14 protein-coding genes are annotated in these 17772 nt (G+C 64.8%); 6 read left to right on the plus strand and 8 right to left on the minus strand.

Annotated elements, in window-relative coordinates:
- Positions 1 to 220 precede the first annotated feature (220 nt).
- Entirely contained in the window at positions 221 to 1408 is a 1188-nt protein-coding gene (gene metK, locus AB3X95_RS26745; protein WP_176122339.1) for a methionine adenosyltransferase, read from the plus strand.
- 173 nt (positions 1409 to 1581) lie between these two features.
- Here the strand turns inward: metK and AB3X95_RS26750 are convergent, their stop codons facing one another.
- The gene (locus AB3X95_RS26750; protein WP_176367384.1) at positions 1582 to 1944 is read right to left on the minus strand and encodes a hypothetical protein; all 363 of its coding nucleotides are present in this window, start codon (positions 1942 to 1944) and stop codon (positions 1582 to 1584) included.
- Positions 1945 to 2459: 515 nt separating this feature from the next.
- On the opposite strand from AB3X95_RS26750, the gene AB3X95_RS26755 reads away from it, so the two are divergent.
- Entirely contained in the window at positions 2460 to 3221 is a 762-nt protein-coding gene (locus AB3X95_RS26755) for a phytanoyl-CoA dioxygenase family protein (RefSeq protein ID WP_176367385.1), read from the plus strand.
- Positions 3222 to 3251: 30 nt separating this feature from the next.
- Here AB3X95_RS26755 and AB3X95_RS26760 read toward each other — a convergent pair whose 3' ends face one another.
- Complete coding sequence (locus AB3X95_RS26760) at positions 3252 to 3458, minus strand: DUF3185 family protein (RefSeq protein WP_152851698.1); 207 nt, start codon at positions 3456 to 3458, stop codon at positions 3252 to 3254.
- 227 nt (positions 3459 to 3685) lie between these two features.
- Between AB3X95_RS26760 and mgrA the strand changes: the two genes are divergently transcribed.
- Positions 3686 to 4729 (plus strand): L-glyceraldehyde 3-phosphate reductase, encoded by a 1044-nt coding sequence (gene mgrA / locus AB3X95_RS26765; protein WP_368622974.1) that lies wholly within the window; start codon positions 3686 to 3688, stop codon positions 4727 to 4729.
- A gap of 102 nt (positions 4730 to 4831) precedes the next feature.
- On the opposite strand, the gene AB3X95_RS26770 is transcribed toward mgrA, so the two are convergent.
- From AB3X95_RS26770 to AB3X95_RS26790, 5 genes are all read right to left on the minus strand, one after another.
- Entirely contained in the window at positions 4832 to 5014 is a 183-nt protein-coding gene (locus AB3X95_RS26770) for a hypothetical protein (protein ID WP_008923386.1), read from the minus strand.
- A gap of 283 nt (positions 5015 to 5297) precedes the next feature.
- A complete protein-coding gene (locus tag AB3X95_RS26775) occupies positions 5298 to 6488 on the minus strand; it encodes an MFS transporter (RefSeq protein WP_309235073.1) in 1191 nt (396 codons plus the stop codon).
- A 218-nt stretch (positions 6489 to 6706) separates the two neighbouring features.
- Positions 6707 to 8275 carry an efflux transporter outer membrane subunit gene (locus AB3X95_RS26780; protein ID WP_368622998.1) on the minus strand — a complete coding sequence of 523 codons (1569 nt, stop codon included), beginning with the start codon at positions 8273 to 8275 and terminating at the stop codon, positions 6707 to 6709.
- Between the two features lie 8 nt (positions 8276 to 8283).
- Positions 8284 to 9600, minus strand: coding sequence for an efflux RND transporter periplasmic adaptor subunit (locus AB3X95_RS26785; protein ID WP_368622975.1), 1317 nt, complete (start codon positions 9598 to 9600; stop codon positions 8284 to 8286).
- Positions 9601 to 9703: 103 nt separating this feature from the next.
- Complete coding sequence (locus AB3X95_RS26790; RefSeq protein ID WP_368622976.1) at positions 9704 to 12886, minus strand: efflux RND transporter permease subunit; 3183 nt, start codon at positions 12884 to 12886, stop codon at positions 9704 to 9706.
- Positions 12887 to 13306: 420 nt separating this feature from the next.
- Here AB3X95_RS26790 and AB3X95_RS26795 point away from each other — a divergent pair, with 420 nt between their 5' ends.
- Positions 13307 to 13519 (plus strand): hypothetical protein, encoded by a 213-nt coding sequence (locus AB3X95_RS26795; RefSeq protein ID WP_176122332.1) that lies wholly within the window; start codon positions 13307 to 13309, stop codon positions 13517 to 13519.
- Between the two features lie 218 nt (positions 13520 to 13737).
- Positions 13738 to 14775 carry a serine/threonine protein kinase gene (locus AB3X95_RS26800; RefSeq protein WP_368622977.1) on the plus strand — a complete coding sequence of 346 codons (1038 nt, stop codon included), beginning with the start codon at positions 13738 to 13740 and terminating at the stop codon, positions 14773 to 14775.
- 19 nt (positions 14776 to 14794) lie between these two features.
- On the opposite strand, the gene AB3X95_RS26805 is transcribed toward AB3X95_RS26800, so the two are convergent.
- The gene (locus tag AB3X95_RS26805) at positions 14795 to 16693 is read right to left on the minus strand and encodes a DUF3857 domain-containing transglutaminase family protein (protein WP_368622978.1); all 1899 of its coding nucleotides are present in this window, start codon (positions 16691 to 16693) and stop codon (positions 14795 to 14797) included.
- A 334-nt stretch (positions 16694 to 17027) separates the two neighbouring features.
- On the opposite strand from AB3X95_RS26805, the gene AB3X95_RS26810 reads away from it, so the two are divergent.
- The gene (locus AB3X95_RS26810; protein WP_368622979.1) at positions 17028 to 17741 is read left to right on the plus strand and encodes a PepSY-associated TM helix domain-containing protein; all 714 of its coding nucleotides are present in this window, start codon (positions 17028 to 17030) and stop codon (positions 17739 to 17741) included.
- Positions 17742 to 17772 lie beyond the last annotated feature (31 nt).

Consider the following 17772-nt stretch of genomic DNA (forward strand, 5'->3'; position numbering starts at 1 on the left):
CCGCACTCGTGGACACTCTGTGACATTCAAAGGAAGTCGCTATAATAAGGGCTTCGCCGAGTTAATAGACAACTTGCGGGGCGAAGCCGGCGGGTGCGGTCCATGGGTTTCCATGAGTCAAGCGTCCATCGGTAAGGTAATCCGCTAAAGCGTCGCCGCTTCAGACTCCCGAAGTCGGCTACGTGGAACGCAACCGTAACCACTAACAGGAGTCTGCAACGTGGCAAACGACTATCTCTTCACTTCCGAATCCGTTTCCGAAGGCCATCCCGACAAAGTCGCGGACCAGATCTCGGACGCGATCCTCGACGCCATCCTCGCTCAAGACAAGTACTCGCGTGTCGCGGCCGAAACGCTGTGCAACACGGGTCTCGTCGTGCTGGCCGGTGAAATCACCACCACCGCGAACGTCGACTACATCCAGATCGCGCGCAACACGATCAAGCGCATCGGCTACGACAACACAGACTACGGCATCGACTACCGCGGCTGCGCGGTGCTCGTCGCCTACGACAAGCAGTCGCCGGACATCGCCCAGGGCGTGGACCGCGCGCACGACAACAACCTCGATCAAGGCGCGGGCGACCAGGGTCTGATGTTCGGTTACGCGTGCGAGGAAACGCCGGAACTGATGCCGCTGCCGATCCACCTGTCGCACCGTCTCGTCGAGCGTCAGGCGAATCTGCGCCGCGACGGCCGTTTGCCCTGGCTGCGTCCGGACGCGAAGTCGCAGGTGACCGTGCGCTATGTCGACGGCAAGCCGCATTCGATCGACACGGTCGTGCTGTCTACCCAGCACGCGCCGGACATTGAGCTCGACACGCTGCGCGAAGCGGTGATCGAAGAAGTGATCAAGCCGACGCTGCCGGCCGAGCTGATGAAGGGTGATATCAAGTACCTCGTGAACCCGACCGGTCGCTTCGTGATCGGCGGTCCGCAGGGCGATTGCGGTCTGACGGGCCGCAAGATCATCGTCGATACATACGGCGGCGCGGCACCGCACGGCGGCGGCGCGTTCTCGGGCAAGGACCCGTCGAAGGTCGACCGCTCGGCAGCTTACGCCGGCCGTTACGTCGCGAAGAACATCGTGGCCGCGGGCCTCGCGTCGCGCTGCCTGATCCAGGTGTCGTACGCGATCGGCGTCGCTCAGCCGACCTCGGTGATGGTCAACACGTTTGGCACCGGCCGCGTGTCGGATGCGACGATCACGGAACTCGTGCGTCAGCATTTCGACCTGCGTCCGAAGGGCATCATCCAGATGCTCGACCTGCTGCGCCCGGTCTATGAGAAGAGCGCGGCGTATGGCCACTTCGGCCGCGAAGAGCCGGAATTCACGTGGGAAGCCACCGACAAGGCGCTCGCACTCGCCGAAGCGGCAGGCACCGAGCCGGTCGCGGCAATCGCGTAACTAGCGCGTAACCAGCGCGTAACCAGCGCGAGTCGATCGTTACCTGAAAGCGAAAAACCCCGCCGGCGTGAGCCGGGCGGGGTTTTTTCTTTGTCCGTCGATCGCTTAACGATGCCGTCGCGCGCGAAGTCTTGCCACTCAACGCGCAACAGCAACTCACCGGCCCAGCAATTTCAGCGGCTCGCAAACGCAAACGCGAACCACCCGCTGCTGCTCGTCGACAGCCGACGCGGTCGGCGGCTCGCAGGCGTGCGCACCGCCGGCTCGCGTTTCGCGACCGCGAGGTGCAACGGTGTCGGCTTGCGCAGCAATGTACGCAGCGACAGACGGCGCGTGCCACTCTGCTGGCGCAGCGCCGAGAAGAACGTATGGAACCAGGTGCGAAAGCCGTCGACGGCCTTCGCGTCGCGCCACTGCTCGCCGAGCGCGCGGGTGCGCGCGGCATGGTGACGCAGCGCCCGCATCATATGACGGCGCGCGGGACGCGCCGCTTTCAGCGCGGCGCGGGTAAGACGGGTGCTCAAAAGAGTATGCATGGCTTCACATTTAGGCAATGAACCGCACGTCGGCGCGTGCATCGGATGTGCACGGACAAACAGCACCATATGTGCCAATGACGGGGTTGCGATGAACGGCCTGAAAGCCGGAAATTCGGTGCGCGTCGTGTCGCGAGAGATCGCGACGCGAAACACGGCGCGCAGCGCAGCGAAGGTACAACGCGGAGAAACCGACGGCACGAGCCTTGACGGCCTGCGCACAATAGAAAACTGCGTAAGCGGCGATCGACATGCGAGCAGGCTACACGGGAATCGTGACGTCAGAAAGTCGGGTTAGTACCCTGCGAGATCGAATTCCCTCAGGATCGAATCGTCGCCAACAACAATCTGGTCTCACTTTTGACGGGCGATTTACGTGCATAGTTGCCCAGCGAATGTGCGGCGCGGGTGCACAGCACGCCTGAAACCGGTGCATTGGCGCGCCGCGAAACAACGCACCCCGATCGCGCCCGTTTTACAATCGAACATCAGTTAGTCGACGTTAACGGAACGCCATGTCACTCCATTCGAAGAAAGAGCAGATTCAAACGTTGCGGGAGCAGGGTTTTGTCGTCGTGCCAGGACTCGTGTCGCCCGAGCGTTGCGACGAGCTGAAGCGGATCGCACAGCGGCAGCTGCAGGAAGCGGCGGCGCCGATCGAATTCGAAGCGGATCTGAAGTATCCGGGCGCGCCGTCATCGAAAGATGCGCCGGGCGGACATACGGTGCGGCGCCTGCTCGACGCGTACGGTCGTCACCCCGCGTTCGCGCAATGGGCGACCGCACCCGAAATCCGTGGCTGGATGGAACTGTATTTTGGCGAGGAGCCGCGACTGTCGCGCGCGCATCACAACTGCATGATGACCAAGCACCCCGCATACGGCAGCCTGACCGGCTGGCATCGCGACGTGCGTTACTGGTCGTTCGAGCGCGACGACCTGGTGTCGGTGTGGCTCGCGGTCGGCCCGGAAACCATCGATAACGGCGCGCTGTGGTTCGTGCCGCAATCGCATGGCGCCGCCTTCACGTCCGACCGTTTCGACGAAGCGAAGTTTTTCCGCACGGATCTCGCCGAGAACGAGGCGGCGATCCGCACCGCGGTGTCGCCGGAGCTGAAGACCGGCGACGTGGTGTTCTTCCACTGCAACACGCTCCACTCGGCCGGCAAGAATCTTAGCGATCAGGTGAAGTTCTCGCTCGTGTTCACCTATCACGGCGTAAGCAACGTGCCGCTGCCCGGCACGCGCTCGGCCTCGAAGCCCGAGATCGCGTTCTAGCTATTTTCGTCGCGGGCCTCGTGCGGACGCTCAGCGCTTGCGCCCCGACATCGCGATTCCCGTCAGCCCGGCGAGCGTCGCCACCACGCCCGCGACGATCAGCACGATCGCCTTGTTGCTCGGCGAACCGGTAAAGAAGCGCGACACGTCGCTGCTCACCGAATTGAACGCCTGCCCGCCGAAATACAGCAGCACGATGCCGCCGACAATCAGCGCGATCGAAATCGCCTTCGCCATCTGCACCTCCCATCAACTTGAACCGGCCAGAGTGTAGGTGAGCCGCGCGTGCTCGTCCATCCCGCATACTGGGTGCCTGCAAGCGCGGCGTCGATTGGCTAACATAGCGGTCTAGCCGCACCACGGCGACATCACGACAATAAATCCCCCGAGCAGCAAGCCTCCCGCAACGCGCGAATCCTCACGCCCGCAATTCTCGGGCGATCTCATCGACAAGGACACTAGCAATGGCTTACGAAGCAGCTTCAGAACGCTATTCGGACATGCAATACCGCGTCTGCGGCAAGTCGGGTCTCAAACTGCCGGCGCTGTCGCTCGGCCTGTGGCACAACTTCGGCGACACCACGCCGATCTCGACGCAGCGTGACATCCTGCGCACGGCGTTCGACCTCGGCATCACGCACTTCGATCTGGCGAACAACTACGGCCCGCCGTACGGCAGCGCGGAAACCAATTTCGGCCGTCTGTTCAAGGACGATTTCAAGCCGTATCGCGACGAACTGCTGATTTCGTCGAAGGCCGGCTGGGATATGTGGCCGGGTCCGTACGGCCAGGGCGGCGGCTCGCGCAAGTACGTGCTCGCGAGTCTCGACCAGAGCCTGAAGCGCATGGGCCTCGAATACGTCGATATCTTCTATTCACATCGCTTCGACGCGCACACGCCGCTCGAGGAAACCGCGGGCGCGTTGGCGAGCGCGGTGCAGCAGGGCAAGGCGCTCTATATCGGCATCTCGTCGTACTCGTCGGCGAAGACCCGCGAAATGACCAGGCTGCTCGCCGAATACAAGGTGCCGCTGCTGATCCATCAGCCGTCCTACAACATGCTGAACCGCTGGATCGAACACGACCTGCTCGATACGCTCGCCGAAGTCGGCGCGGGCGCGATCGCGTTCACGCCGCTCGCGCAAGGGCTGTTGACCGGCAAGTACCTGAACGGCGTGCCGGCCGATGCGCGCGTCAACAAGCCGGGCGGCAGTTCGCTGAAAGACGAGCATCTGAGCCCGCAGAACATCGAACACGTGAGGAAGCTGAACGACATCGCGCAGCGCCGTGGTCAGAGCCTCGCGCAGATGGCGCTCGCATGGGCCTTGCGCGATCAGCGCGTGACGTCGGTGCTGATCGGCGCGAGCCGCGCGGAGCAGGTGCGCGAGAACGTCGGCGCGCTGAAGAACCTCGCATTCTCGGCCGACGAACTCGCCGAAATCGATCGCTATGCGACCGAAGGCGGGATCAACCTGTGGGAAAAGCCATCGACGGACCAGGCGATCTGATCGCGTGAGGAACCGTCCGCGCAACTGGCAGACGGAACGAAGGGCAAAACGAAGCCGCACGCTCAGCGTGCGGCTTTTTCGTTGGTACTTCGCGCCGCGCCGCTACACGAGCGCCGGCAGACCCTCGACCAGCGCCACCGCGCACATCACACCGATCAGCGCGCCCAGCACACGCAGCGCGTTGTGTCGCAACTCGGTTTTGCAGGGCAGCGCGCCGACGAATAGCGCACCCGCTAACGCCATCGGAATGACCAGGATGAAATCGCCGATCGTGAAGTACGTCATCTTCGTCTCCTCCCATGCAGGATGGATGCTATTTCGTTCCGGCAGAGGCTGCGGTTTTGAAATCATGCAGTACCAGTGCACGAATCGAGTATAGGAGACGGATGGAGCGGTGCGGCGGCGCGAGCTTGCGCGCCGGCGCGTATTCGCAAGCTGCTGAACCCCGGCGCGGCGGGCGTGCGGCGATTGGCGCGGCGCAACAAAACACGGCGCAAAGTATCGAGCGTTCACTTACGCAAGCCTTTCGTTTTGCGCCGATCCATGCGGGATCGATGATCGCGCGCGGCTATTCGCGTGCGCGCAGGCGCGTCGCCGCGACCAGGCCGATCACGAGCAGCGCACCGACCAGCCCGACGACCCCGTTCCAGCCATGACCGGCCCACACGTGGCCGCCATACGAGCCGACCAGGCTCGAGCCGATGTAGTACGCGAGCAGATATAGCGCAGCGGCCTGGCCTTTCGCGTCTTTCGCCAGACGCCCGACCCAGCCGCTCGCGACCGAATGCCCGGCAAAGAACCCGAACGTCACGCATGCGATGCCGGTCGCGACCGCCGCGAGCGGATGCAGCATCGTCAGCGCGAGGCCGAACACCATCAGCAGCAGGCTCCCGATCAGCACGCGCGCGCGGCCGAACGTATCGGCCATGCGCCCGGACCACGGCGACGCGACCACACCGACCAGATAGACGATGAAGATCGCGCCGATCTCCGTCTGATTCAGCCGATACGGCGGCGCGAGCAGCCGGTAGCCGATGTAGTTGTACAGCGTGACGAAGCTGCCCATCAGAACGAAGCCGAGCAGGAACAGTAGCGGCAAGCCCGGTCGCGTGAACTGCCGCAACAGCAGCGTGCGGTGATGCGCGAAGCCGAGCCCGCGGCGTGGCACGAAATGGCGCGATGGAGGCAGCAGTGCGCGGAACGCGAGCATCGACAGCAGGCCGAGCACGCCGATCGTGCCGATTGCGACGCGCCATGAAAACAGATCGGCGACCACGCCGGTGATCACCCGCCCTGCCATCCCGCCGATCGCCGTGCCGCCGACGTACAAACCCATCGCAAGACCGAGACCGTCGGGATGCACTTCCTCGGCGAGATAGGCCATCGCGACGGCCGGCACGCCGCCGAGCGCGAGCCCTTCGAGCGTGCGCAGCACGAGTAGCTGATTCCAGTGCGGCGCCACGGATACGCCAATCGTCAGCACCGACGACACCGTCAGCGACAGCGTCATCAGCTTGTGCCGACTCCAACCCTCGGAGACGAAACCGGCGACGAAAATCGCCAGCGCGAGCGCCGCGGTGGACAGCGACAGCGACAGACTGCTTTGCGCCGGCGTCACGTTGAACGCTTCGGAGAACGACGGCAGCAGCGGTTGCACGCAGTAAAGCAGCGAGAACGTCGCATAGCCGGCGAACAGCAGCGCGAGGCTGGCGCGCCAGTACGCGCGCGAGCCGCGTTCGAGATAGGGGATGTCCGACACGCTGGCGGTGCGGGTGGAAGCAACTGAAGCTGCAACGGGGGAGGGAACGGCAGATGCAGTCCGCTGGGATTGCGGCGGCAGGGTCACAACAGAACTCCTTGGGTCACACGGAAACGCGCAAAGGCGTTAAGGATACGCTGAAAACTCGCATCGAGCCCGTGGCGTGGGCAACGCGCGCGCCCTTCACGCCTCGCATGTCGCGCGCCCGTCTCCGGGTGCTAGCCGTGCGCGCCGGCGTCGTTGGCCGGCGCCGGCGTCTGCGTCGCACCCGAAGTCGCGGACGGCGGATGCCCGATCGCATCGTCGCCCGGCAGTCCCGACGTATCCCAGCCGCCGCCGAGCGCCTTCACGAGCGCGACGCTCGCGGCCATCCGGCGGCGCGCGATCGACACCGCGTTGCGCTCGTTGGTGAGCGTGGTCGTCTGCGCGACGACCACGTCGAGATAGGTGATCGCGCCGTTCCGGTAGCGGTCCGACACGACCGCGAGCGCGCGCCGGGCGGCCGCGACCGCGTCGTCCTGGGCGGCCGCTTCCTGTTCCAGCACGCGCAGCGCGGCGAGATTGTCCTCGACCTGGCCGAACGCGTTCAGCACCGTTTGCCGATATTGCGCGACGCTTTCGTCGTAGTGCGCGCGCGCCTGTTCCTTGACGGCCGCGCGGCCGCCGAAGTCGAGCAGTGTGCCCGCGAGCGTCGGCCCGAGCGACCACAGCCGGCTCGGCGCGAGCAGCCATTGGCTGTAATTGGTCGCTTCGAGTCCGCCCGTCACGGCCAGCACCAGGTTCGGGAAAAACGCCGCGGTGGCCACGCCGATCTGCGCGTTCATCGCGGCGACGTGCCGCTCGGCCGCAGCGATGTCGGGACGCCGCTCCAGCAATCCGGACGGCACGCCGGTCGCCGCGACGACCGGCACCGCGACGAGCGGCGCAACCGGCAGCGTGAAGCCCGACGGCGGCTGGCCGATCAGGATCGCGATCGCATGTTCGAGCTGCGCGCGCTGCACGCCGAGATCGAGCGCCTGCGCCTGGGTCGTCTTCAGCTGCGCTTGTGCCTGCGCGACATCGGCATCGGTCGCGATGCCGCCGGCGTAGCGATGCTGCGTCAGTTCGAGCGCCTCCTGGTAGGCCTTGATCGTGTCCTCGAGGAGTCGGCGCTCCTGGTCGAGCCCGCGCAGCTCGAAGTAATCGGTGGCGAGCTCGGCCTGCATCGACAGCAGCGCGGCGTCGACGTCGGCGGCGCTCGCCTGCGCGCCAGCCTTCGCGCCTTCGACGCTGCGCGACACGCGGCCCCACAGGTCCGGTTCCCACGATGCGTCGACCTGCACCAGATAGTCGTTCAGCGCGAGACCGGCGGTCGATTTATGCAGCACGTTCTCCGAGGTCCGCGTGCGCGAATACTGGACGCCCGCGGTGACCACCGGGAAGAATTGCGATCGATATTGCGCGACGCTCGCGCGCGCCGCGCGAAAGCGCGCTTCGGCGGCCTGCACGTCCTGGTTCGCGCTCGCGACCTGCGGTTCGAGCGCATCGAGCGATGCGTCGCCGTAGATGCGCCACCACGCGCCGCGCGTGAGCGTGTCAGCGGGTTGCGCGGGCTTCCAGCCGGTGCCCTCGAGTTCGCGCCAGGTCGCGGGCGTGACGGCGGCGGGCTTCACGTAGTCGGGGCCGACGGTGCAGGCGCCGAGCGCGCCGGCGAGAGCCAGAGCGACTGCCGGGGCGCGAATGGAAACGCTCGCCGACCCGCGCGCGAATTCAGCCGAAGACGCAAGCACGCGCCGCAAAACCAACATCTTCATCATCACGTCCTCGCGCCCGGCCGCGCGCCGGCTAGCGCCGCCGGCGAGCTGGCCGCCGCGCCGGTCGCACCGGCGGCGCTAGCCGCGCCTTCCGAAGCCGGACCGTCTTCCGCCTTGCGCGGCACGATGCGCACCGGTGCGCCATCGACGATCGAATCCTGCGGATTCAGGATCACCTGCTCGTTGCCCTGCAAGCCCGCCACGATCGCGACGCGCGTGCCGAAGTCCGTGCCGAGCGATACCGGCAGCAGCTTCACCTTGTGCTGGGGATCGACGATCGCGACCTTGACGCCGTCGGGGCGGAACAGCAGCGCGTTGCCTGGCAGAGTGAACGACGCCGTGCCCGCGCCGAGCGCGAAATGCACCTGCGCGTACGCGCCTGGCAACAGCTCGCCGCTGCGATTGTCGACGTCGACTTCGACGAGCATCGTGCGCTGCTGCGGATCGACCGCGCCGGCGGTGCGCGCGACCGTGCCCGGATAGTGCCGCGAGGGCATCTCGGTCAGCGTCAGAAACGCGCTCTGCTGCGCGCGCACCTGCTGCGCGTACGCTTGCGGCACGTTCACATAGACGCGCAGCCGGTCCGCCTGCGCGACATGAAACAGTTCCTTCGCGGGACCGCCCGAGCTGCCCGCGTCGATCAGCGCGCCGACGTCGACGTTGCGCGCGGTCACGGTGCCGTCGAACGGCGCATAGACTTTCTGGAACGACTGGGTCTTTTCGAGTCGTGCGACGTTGAAACGCGCGGCGTCGAGCGTGGCCTTTTTCGCGAGCATGTCGCCGACTTTTTCGTCGGTCTCCTGCTTCGACACCGACTTGCTTCTGAACATATCCGTCCAGCGATCCGCGGTGCTCTTCGCCAGCGTGTAATTCGCTTCGGCGTTGGCGAGATCGGCGCGGGCGGCGCGCAACTGGTCGTCGATTTCGGGCGTGTCGATTTCCGCGAGCAACTGGCCGCTCTTCACGCGCGCGCCGATGTCGGCGTACCACTTCTTCAGATAGCCGTTGGTGCGTGCGTAGATCGGCGTGTCGAGGAAGGCCTGCACGTTGCCGGGCAACGTCAGATCGAACCCGGCCGACGACTTCTGCGGCTGCACGACTTCGACGCTAATCTGGCTCGTGTGCTCGGCATCGCGTTCGAGCGCCGCATGCGCATCGTGGCGCGACCAGATGCCTTGCGCGGCGAGCGCGAGCACCGCGACGGCGGCGGCGATCATGATGAGGCGCGTGCGTCGCGCTTTCGCCGGATCATGCGCGGCGTGACCGCCAGAGCCAGAGCCCGAACCCGAACCCGAGCCGCCGGGACGTTGTGCTTCCATCAAGCTTCCCCTTCGAAATTGCATGGGCAGTCGAGGCCGCCTCTTGTGTCGTGGCATCGCATGTTGCGCGTGTCAGTTGGTACGGTCATCGCGTGCTGGATGTTCATGGCTTCTGCACCACGTGTTCCGCGGCACGCTGATGCCGCGCCGCGAGCCGTCGATAGATCATCGAGAACACCACCGGCACGAAGATCAGCGTGGCCAGCGTGCCGACCGCGAGCCCGCCGATCACCGCGCGTCCGAGCGGCGCATTCTGCTCGCCGCCTTCGCCGAGACCGATCGCCATCGGCACCATGCCGATCACCATCGCGAGCGCGGTCATCAGCACCGGGCGGAAACGCGTGAAGCCCGCTTCGATCGCCGCGCGGGTCGCGTCGCCGTGCAGCAGCAGCTGTTCGCGCGCGAAGCTGATCACCAGAATCGAGTTCGCGGTCGCGATGCCGATACACATGATCGCGCCGGTGAGGGCCGGGATCGACAGTGTGGTGTGGGTGAGGAACAGCATCCACACGATGCCCGCGAGCGCGCCCGGCAGCGCGGTGATGATGATGAACGGATCGAGCCACGACTGGAAATTGACGACGATCAGCAGATACACGAGCAGCACCGCGAACAGCAGACCGGCGAGCAGGCCCGCGAACGACTCGTTCATCGTTTGCACCTGGCCGCGCAGTTCGATCGTCGAGCTCTTCGGCAGCTCGGCTTTCGATTCGTCGATGATCCTGCGGATGTCGTCGGACACGCCGCCGAGGTCGCGGCCGTCGGCGGTGCCGTAGATGTCGATCGTGGTTTGCGCGTTGTAGTGCGTGAGCACCGCGTTGCTGGCTTCGCGGCGCATCGTCGCGAGCGAGCCGAGAATGTTGTTGCGGCCGTTGGCGTTCAACGGAATGTTCGCGAGCGATTGCAGCGAATCGATCGTGTATTGCGGCGCTTCCGTGATCACGTTGTAGCTGACGCCGTTGCGCGGGTTGAGCCAGAACGTCGGCGTGGTCTGCTGGCTGCCCGACAGCGTGATCAGCAGATTGCTCGCGATATCGCGCTGCGAAAAGCCCGCTTGCTGCGCGCGCGTGCGATCGACGTCGATGAAAATCCGCGGCAGATCGGCGGGCTGCTGGATGCGCGCATCGACGAGACCCGGCACCGTGCGCAGACGGTTCAGCAGCTTCGCGGCGAACGCACGATTGGCGGCCACCTCACGGCCGACGATCTGGATGTCGATCGCCGACGGCATGCCGAAGTTCAGCGTCTGACTGACTATATCGGCCGGCAGAAACGCGAACTGCACGCCGGGGAATTCGTCGGTGAGCGTGCGCCGCAAGGTGCGCACATAGCCGGCGCTCGGATGATGTTCGGGATTCAGCGTGATAAGGATGTCCGAGTCGGAGGTGCCGATCGTGCCCGTGTTGCTGTACGACAGGTTGATACCCGACACCGGCAGGCCGATGTTGTCGATGATCGAATGCAGTTCGCCGGCCGGAATCAGCTGACGGATGCGCGCATCGACACGATCGGTCAGCACCGCGGTTTCCTCGACCCGCATCCCGGTTTTTGCGCGCATATGCAGTGCGATCGTGCCGGCATCGACGGCGGCGAAAAAGTCGCGGCCGATAAACGGCAGCAATAGCAGCGACGCGCCACAGCACACGAGAAACAGCGTGACGAACAGACCCGGCCGCGCGATACGCGCTTCGAGAAACACGCGATAGCGCTCGCGCAAACGCGAGAAACCGCGCTCGAACGCATAGTGCACGCGCATGAACGGATTGCGCGTTTGCGCCGGTGCGTGATGCAGATCAGCGGGCTTGTGGTGATAGCGCAGCAGATATTTCGCGAGCGTCGGCACGAGCGTACGCGAGAAGAAGTACGACGCGAGCATCGCGAACACCACCGCTTCGGCGAGCGGAATGAACAGGTAGTGCGCGACACCGGTGAGCAGAAACATCGGCACGAACACGATACAGATCGACAACGTCGACACGAGCGTCGGAATCGCGATCTGATGCGCGCCGTCGAGAATCGCCTGTTCCAGCGTCTTGCCCTGTTCGAGCTGATGGCTGATGTTCTCGATCGCGACGGTCGCATCGTCGACCAGAATCCCGACCGCCAGCGCGAGCCCGCCGAGCGTCATGATGTTGATCGTCTGGCCGAGCGCGGACAACGCGATGATCGACGTGATCATCGACAACGGAATCGATACCGCGATGATCAGCGTCGCGCGCCAGTTGCCGAGGAACAGCAGAATCATCAGGCCCGTCAGGCACGCGGCGATCAGCGCTTCACGCAGCACGCCCTCCACCGACGCACGCACGAACAGCGACTGGTCGGCGACAGGGTCGATATTCAGCGACGGGGGCACCAGATTGCGCAGCGTCGGCATCATCGTCTTGATGCGGTCGACGATATCGAGCGTGGACGTGTTGCCGCTTTTGTTGATCGTCAGCAGCGCGGCGCGCTGGCCGTTCACGCGCACGATGTTGGTCTGCGGCTGGTAGCCGTCGCGCACGTGCGCGACGTCGCGGATATAGACGGTGCCGTTTGCGGTGGTGCGGATCGGAATGTTGTTCAGCCCGGCGAGCGAATCGGGGCTGCCGTTCATTACCACCGAGTACTCGGTCGAGCCGATTTTCGCGGTGCCCGAAGGCAGAATCAGGTTCTGCGCGGAGACCGCGCTGACCACGTCCATCGGCGACAGATTGCGCTCCTGCAGCTTGCGCGAATCGATATCGATCATGATCTGCCGTTGCTTGCCGCCATACGGCAGCGGCGCGGATGCACCCGGCACGGTGGCGAGCTGCGTCTTCAGGAAGTTATTGCCGAAGTCGAACAGCTCCTGCTCGGTCAGCGACGCGGACGACAACGCGAGCCGCAGAATCGGTACCGTCGACGCGTTGTAGCGCAGGATGAACGGCGGCGTGATGCCGGGCGGCAGCGAGCGCACTTGCGACTGCGACAGGGCGGTGACCTGCGCGAGCGCTTCGTCGATATTCGCGCCCGGCTGGAAAAAGATCTTGATGACCGTGATGCCGTTCAGCGACGTCGATTCCGTGTGTTCGATATCGTTGACCGCCACCGACAAGCCGCGTTCGTAGTTCAGCGCGATGCGCCGCTCCATTTCGTCGGCGGGCAGGCCGTTGTACGACCAGATCACCGACAGCACCGGAATATCGATGTTCGGAAAGATGTCGGTGGGCGTGCGCAGAATCGTCAGTGGCCCGACGATCAGCAACAGCAACGCCAGCACGACGAACGTATAGGGGCGCCGTAGCGCAAGACGAACGATCCACATGACTAGTGCAGTCGAATGAAATCAGCGGCACTCGCGCCGCGCGGATCGGAAACGCAGGCGCGCCGGTCGGCGCGAAGGCAGGTGCGAAGCTGCGCCTCACTCGCATCTGGCAGATCGTTCAGGTAATGCACGTTTTTGATGTCTCCCCCCGGCAGGGTTTATGATGGTCTTCATTACGACGTCTGACGCCGAGATCATCGGCTGTGCGCAGCGTAATGGGAATAGGGCGAAACGACTGGTGAAAGCCTTCTATTCGCCTTCCCAAAGCCCCGCAAAGCGGGAACAATGACTCGAACCTCTCACGCGCCATGCGCGCGACAGATCAAGTGCGCACGCAACGTCCAATGCGAAGCGGCGTTTTTATCATCACCTCGACCGGCGTGAAATCATAAAGCCGGCTAAGGGAAGCGGGGAATTATCATGCAAGTCGGTTCCATTGTCCGATCGGTACATATCGCCGTGCCGCAAGGCGCGCGCGGAATCGTCATGCGCATTCTTGGCGACATGGCGATGGTGGCGTGGTACGCCGGCGAACCCGGCGCATCGCCGCAGCTCAATACCGAACCCTTTTTCCTCGAAGATCTGATCGATACCGGCGACCTGATACGTCCGGCCGGCGCGCAGACGCATTGAACGAGAGGCTTACCTGTTGCTCATTGCCGTGGTGTGACACGCAGGAGTGGGCTGTAGTGATGTTGTAAGGTGAGATCGGCTCGCCAGCATCGCTGCGGGTCGATGCTCGCGTCGATTCACGGCGCGCCGGAAATCAGCCCGTATTTCTAGCGATGCCACGCACGCATTGCGAGCCGTCGCCCTCGTCTTTAGCCGCGGCGCGGCGCACAATGCGGGGCATGAACGACACCATTCCCGATAATTTCCATCCTGAGGCCGGCGCCGATGGCGCCGTGCCGTTCGCGCGGCTCACGCCGGAAACCGTGCTGGACGCGATCGACGGCGTGCTCGCAACGTCCGGCGTGCGGACCGACGGCCGTCTGCTGCCGCTCAACAGCTACGAAAATCGCGTGTATCAGGTCGGCGTCGAAGACGGTCCGCCCGTGGTCGCGAAGTTCTATCGTCCCGAGCGTTGGAGCGACGCGGCGATTCTCGAAGAGCACGCGTTCGTCGCCGAGCTCGCCGCGCGCGAGATTCCGGCCGTGCCTGCGCGCATGCTCGATGGCCGCACACTGCATAGCTTCGACGGTTTCCGCTTCTCGGTCTTCGAGCGACGCGGAGGTCGCGCGCCGGATCTCGACCGGCGCGAGACGCTCGAATGGCTCGGACGTTTCATCGGACGCATTCATGCGATCGGGCAGACCCAGGACTACGCGGAACGTCCCGCGCTGAACATCGACACGTTCGGCTACGAGCCGCGCGACTTCCTGCTCGCGCATCGTTTCGTGCCCGACGACCTGCGCACCGCGTGGGAAACCGTCGTGAATCTCGCGCTCGAAGGCGTGGCGCGTGCGTTCGAGCGGGCCGGCGAGATTCGCACCTTGCGTCTGCATGGCGACTGTCATCCGAGCAACGTGTTGTGGACCGATGCGGGTCCGCATTTCGTCGATTTCGACGACAGCCGCATGGGTCCGGCGATTCAGGACCTGTGGCTGCTATTGCCGGGCGAACGCGCGGAGGCGTCGCGCGCGCTCGCCGACCTGCTCGCCGGCTACGAGGATTTCTGCGAGTTCGAGCCGCGCGAACTGTATCTGATCGAAGCACTGCGCACGTTGCGGCTCATTCACTATCAGGCCTGGCTCGCGCGCCGCTGGAACGATCCGGCGTTTCCGGCCGCGTTTCCATGGTTCAACACCCAGCGCTATTGGGAGGACCGCATCCTCGAGATGCGCGAGCAGATCGGCGCGATGCAGGAAGGGCCGTTGTGGCCGGTTTGACGCGTTGACGCGTTGATGGTCAAGGCGCCTGCGACGCCACGTTCGACGACTCCACCAGCGTCGATCTGACGATCACCTCCGCGCGCACGTCCCGTCCGATCGCTTCGATCGCGGGACGCATGCGCGTGAAATCATCGGGCGTGCAGACGTCGCTGTCGAAATGGGTGGCGCCTTCGCGCGTCATCGTGACCACGTTGCTGAGCGGATCGAACGTGTACTCCGACGTGAAATCGACGAAGCGGTCCTGCGTGCGTTGCGCCTCCGGCATGTCGAGCACGCGGAAGTTGGCCGGCAGTTCGATGCGCGCGCGTTCGTGGATCGCGAGGTTGTGGCACACGAACGGCTGCGTGCGCTTGCGTTCGCCGAGCCAGTAGCGCGTATCGGCCTCGACGCCGCCGCCGAGGCTCGTCAGGGCCGGGATCGATGCGGTCATGCCGGTCACCACGAGACTTTCCAGCGTGCCTTTCATCGTCAGCGTGAGCGGGCCGTCGACCGCGCTGAGGTCGCTCGTCGTCAGCGTCGCGGTGCCGCGCAGATTCGCGTTGCGCAACTCGGCCTGGATCGATTCCTCTCGTTGCCCGGGCGTCTGCGTGCGTAGCCGCGCGCGGGCCTGCTCGGCATGCGGTCCGGCATCCTGCAGCCGATACGTGAAGCTCGCCGAGCCGTCCGGTTCGATCTTGATCGCGAGATCGGTGCTGCGCGACATCTGCGCGGTGGCCGGTGTTTGCGCGAGCACGCCGTCGTCGATCAACACGGTGGGACGGTTCATGTCGGATGAAGGCAGAAAACCGAACTCGACGTTCGACGCGGTCGAATCCGCGTACGTCTGCAAATCGGGCAGCCACGTGATCGCATGATTGATGACGCCGTAGCCGGGCACGCTCGGCAGCGTGTAGATGGTGCCGCTGCTGATCAGCGCCGGCTCGTTGCGCACGCCGACCGCGTCGAGCAGCGCGCCGTAGAGCGCCACGTGGTCCTTGCAATCGCCATAGCGGTTCGCGAGGATCGCGCTCGCGCTGTGCGGCACGACGGAGCCTCGCCCGACGTAGATCGCGACATAGCGGATATTGCGGCGAACCCAGTCGTACAGCGTTTTGGCTTTGTCGCGCGGGGTGTGATCGTGCGCGGTCAACTGCTGCGCGAGCTGGGTGATCGCGGCGTCGTGCGTACCCGGGTCGGCCGCGGAGCTGCGATAGGACGCGGCGAACGCGGCATAGCTCGGAAACGTCGACACCATCAGCCGATCCCCATACGACACGTACGCGATCGAGCCGCGTTCGAGCCGGTCGAAATGCGCCTTGTCGTAGCGGAATTCGTAGCGCGTGCGGCCGTCGCGCGTGATGGGCGTCACCGCGCTGAAGCCGCGCGCGTCCGCGTACAACGGCTTGTCAGCGGGCAGGTCGTAGATCAGGCGGAAGTTGCGGGTCGGCGCGAGGTCGGGCGGCGTGAAGTCGCTGAATTCTCCAGGCACGATCGGCTGCCGCTGCGTCTTGCGGTACGTCAGATGCACGCGCGCGCCGGGTTCGACCGCGGGGAACACGATCACTTTTTCCTGGATGTCCTGGAACATCGGCGCGTCGAACGAACGGACTTCCTGCACGTCGCGGATCTGCTCGGGCGCTACGTCGTGACGTTTGCCGTCGGCGGTGACCGTATAGGCCTCGAGGATCTGCACGTCGGCCATGTTGCGGTTGAACCAGACGTATTGCTGCGCGACCCGCTCGACACCGGCTTCGTTGTTCACGCGCAGCGTCATCGAATCGAGCTTCGCATACGAGCCGTCCGCGCTGATGGTGAAGGTCTGCGTCTCGCCTTCGTTGGTGTACGGGTCGTCCAGTTTGACCGGCACGCTCGCGCTCGCGGCATGAATGCCGGCCAGCCAGCCAGCGGAGGCAAGGACCACGAGGCAGAGTCGCATGACAGCAGGTATCCCCGGACGATAACGTTGACGGCATCGCCAGCTAGCGTCGTTTCACGCCGCGCGGATGTCAAGCGGCTGGCGCGCATCTGGAAGCGACTCGGAGATTGCCCGGCGGGTATGCACCGCGCAACCACAGCGTCCCGACATTGAGCAAAACACTTAATTGTGTAATGATAATGTTTATCAATTGAAAGGCATCGTAAGCTTTTTGTCACGCGTCTCCTCCTCTGTGACCGCCAGCCAGCCCTTCACGCGATCGCCCGGACCACAAGCCGGCCGATCCGCCTCTTCTCACTCGAATTCTTCTTACCGCTCTAGCCCGGAGTCCGTTTTGAACGCGCCTGAATCGATCGATTTGAAACCTACCGTCGCCGCGCCGGCCGTCCCCGCGCCGGGCGCCGCCGCGCAGCAGGCGCCGCGGCGGCAGCGTTCGCGTCGTGCGACCTTCATCAAGTGGCTGCGCAATGTGCATGGCTGGATCGGCTTGTGGGGCGCGGTGCTCGGGCTGATGTTCGGCGTGACCGGCTTTCTGCTCAATCATCGCGCCGGTCCGCTGAAAATTTCCACGGGCGCGCCGCAGGTCGAGGAAATGCAGATCGCGGTGCCTGAGAAACCGCTGCGCTCGCCGGGGGAGATGGCGAAGTGGCTGCAACGCGAACTGAAGATCGACGGCAAGCCTGGACGCGCGAAGCGCGAGCCCGCCCATCCGGTCGCGTGGGGCGATCACAGCACGATTCAGCCTGAGCAATGGCAGGTCGGCATCATGGGCCCGGGCCAGAGCGTGCAGGCCGAGTACTGGGTCGGCAATGGCTTCGTGACGGTGAAGCACACGCGCAACTCGTTTTTCGCGACGCTGAGCAATCTGCACAAGGGCGTGGGTCTCAGCGTCGGGTGGGTGCTGTTGATCGACACGATCGCGGGCGGCCTGATTCTGCTGTCGCTGACCGGCGTGCTGCTGTGGACCGAATTGAATAAACGCCGCGTGGTGGGCGTGGTACTGGTGAGCGGATCAGTGATCGCGGCGGTGGTTTGCGGCTTGATGTAAGCGCGGAAGGCACGCCCGGTGCCCTCCGTCT

This window comes from Paraburkholderia sp. BR13444, from assembly GCF_040948755.1.
Lineage (GTDB): Bacteria > Pseudomonadota > Gammaproteobacteria > Burkholderiales > Burkholderiaceae > Paraburkholderia > Paraburkholderia youngii.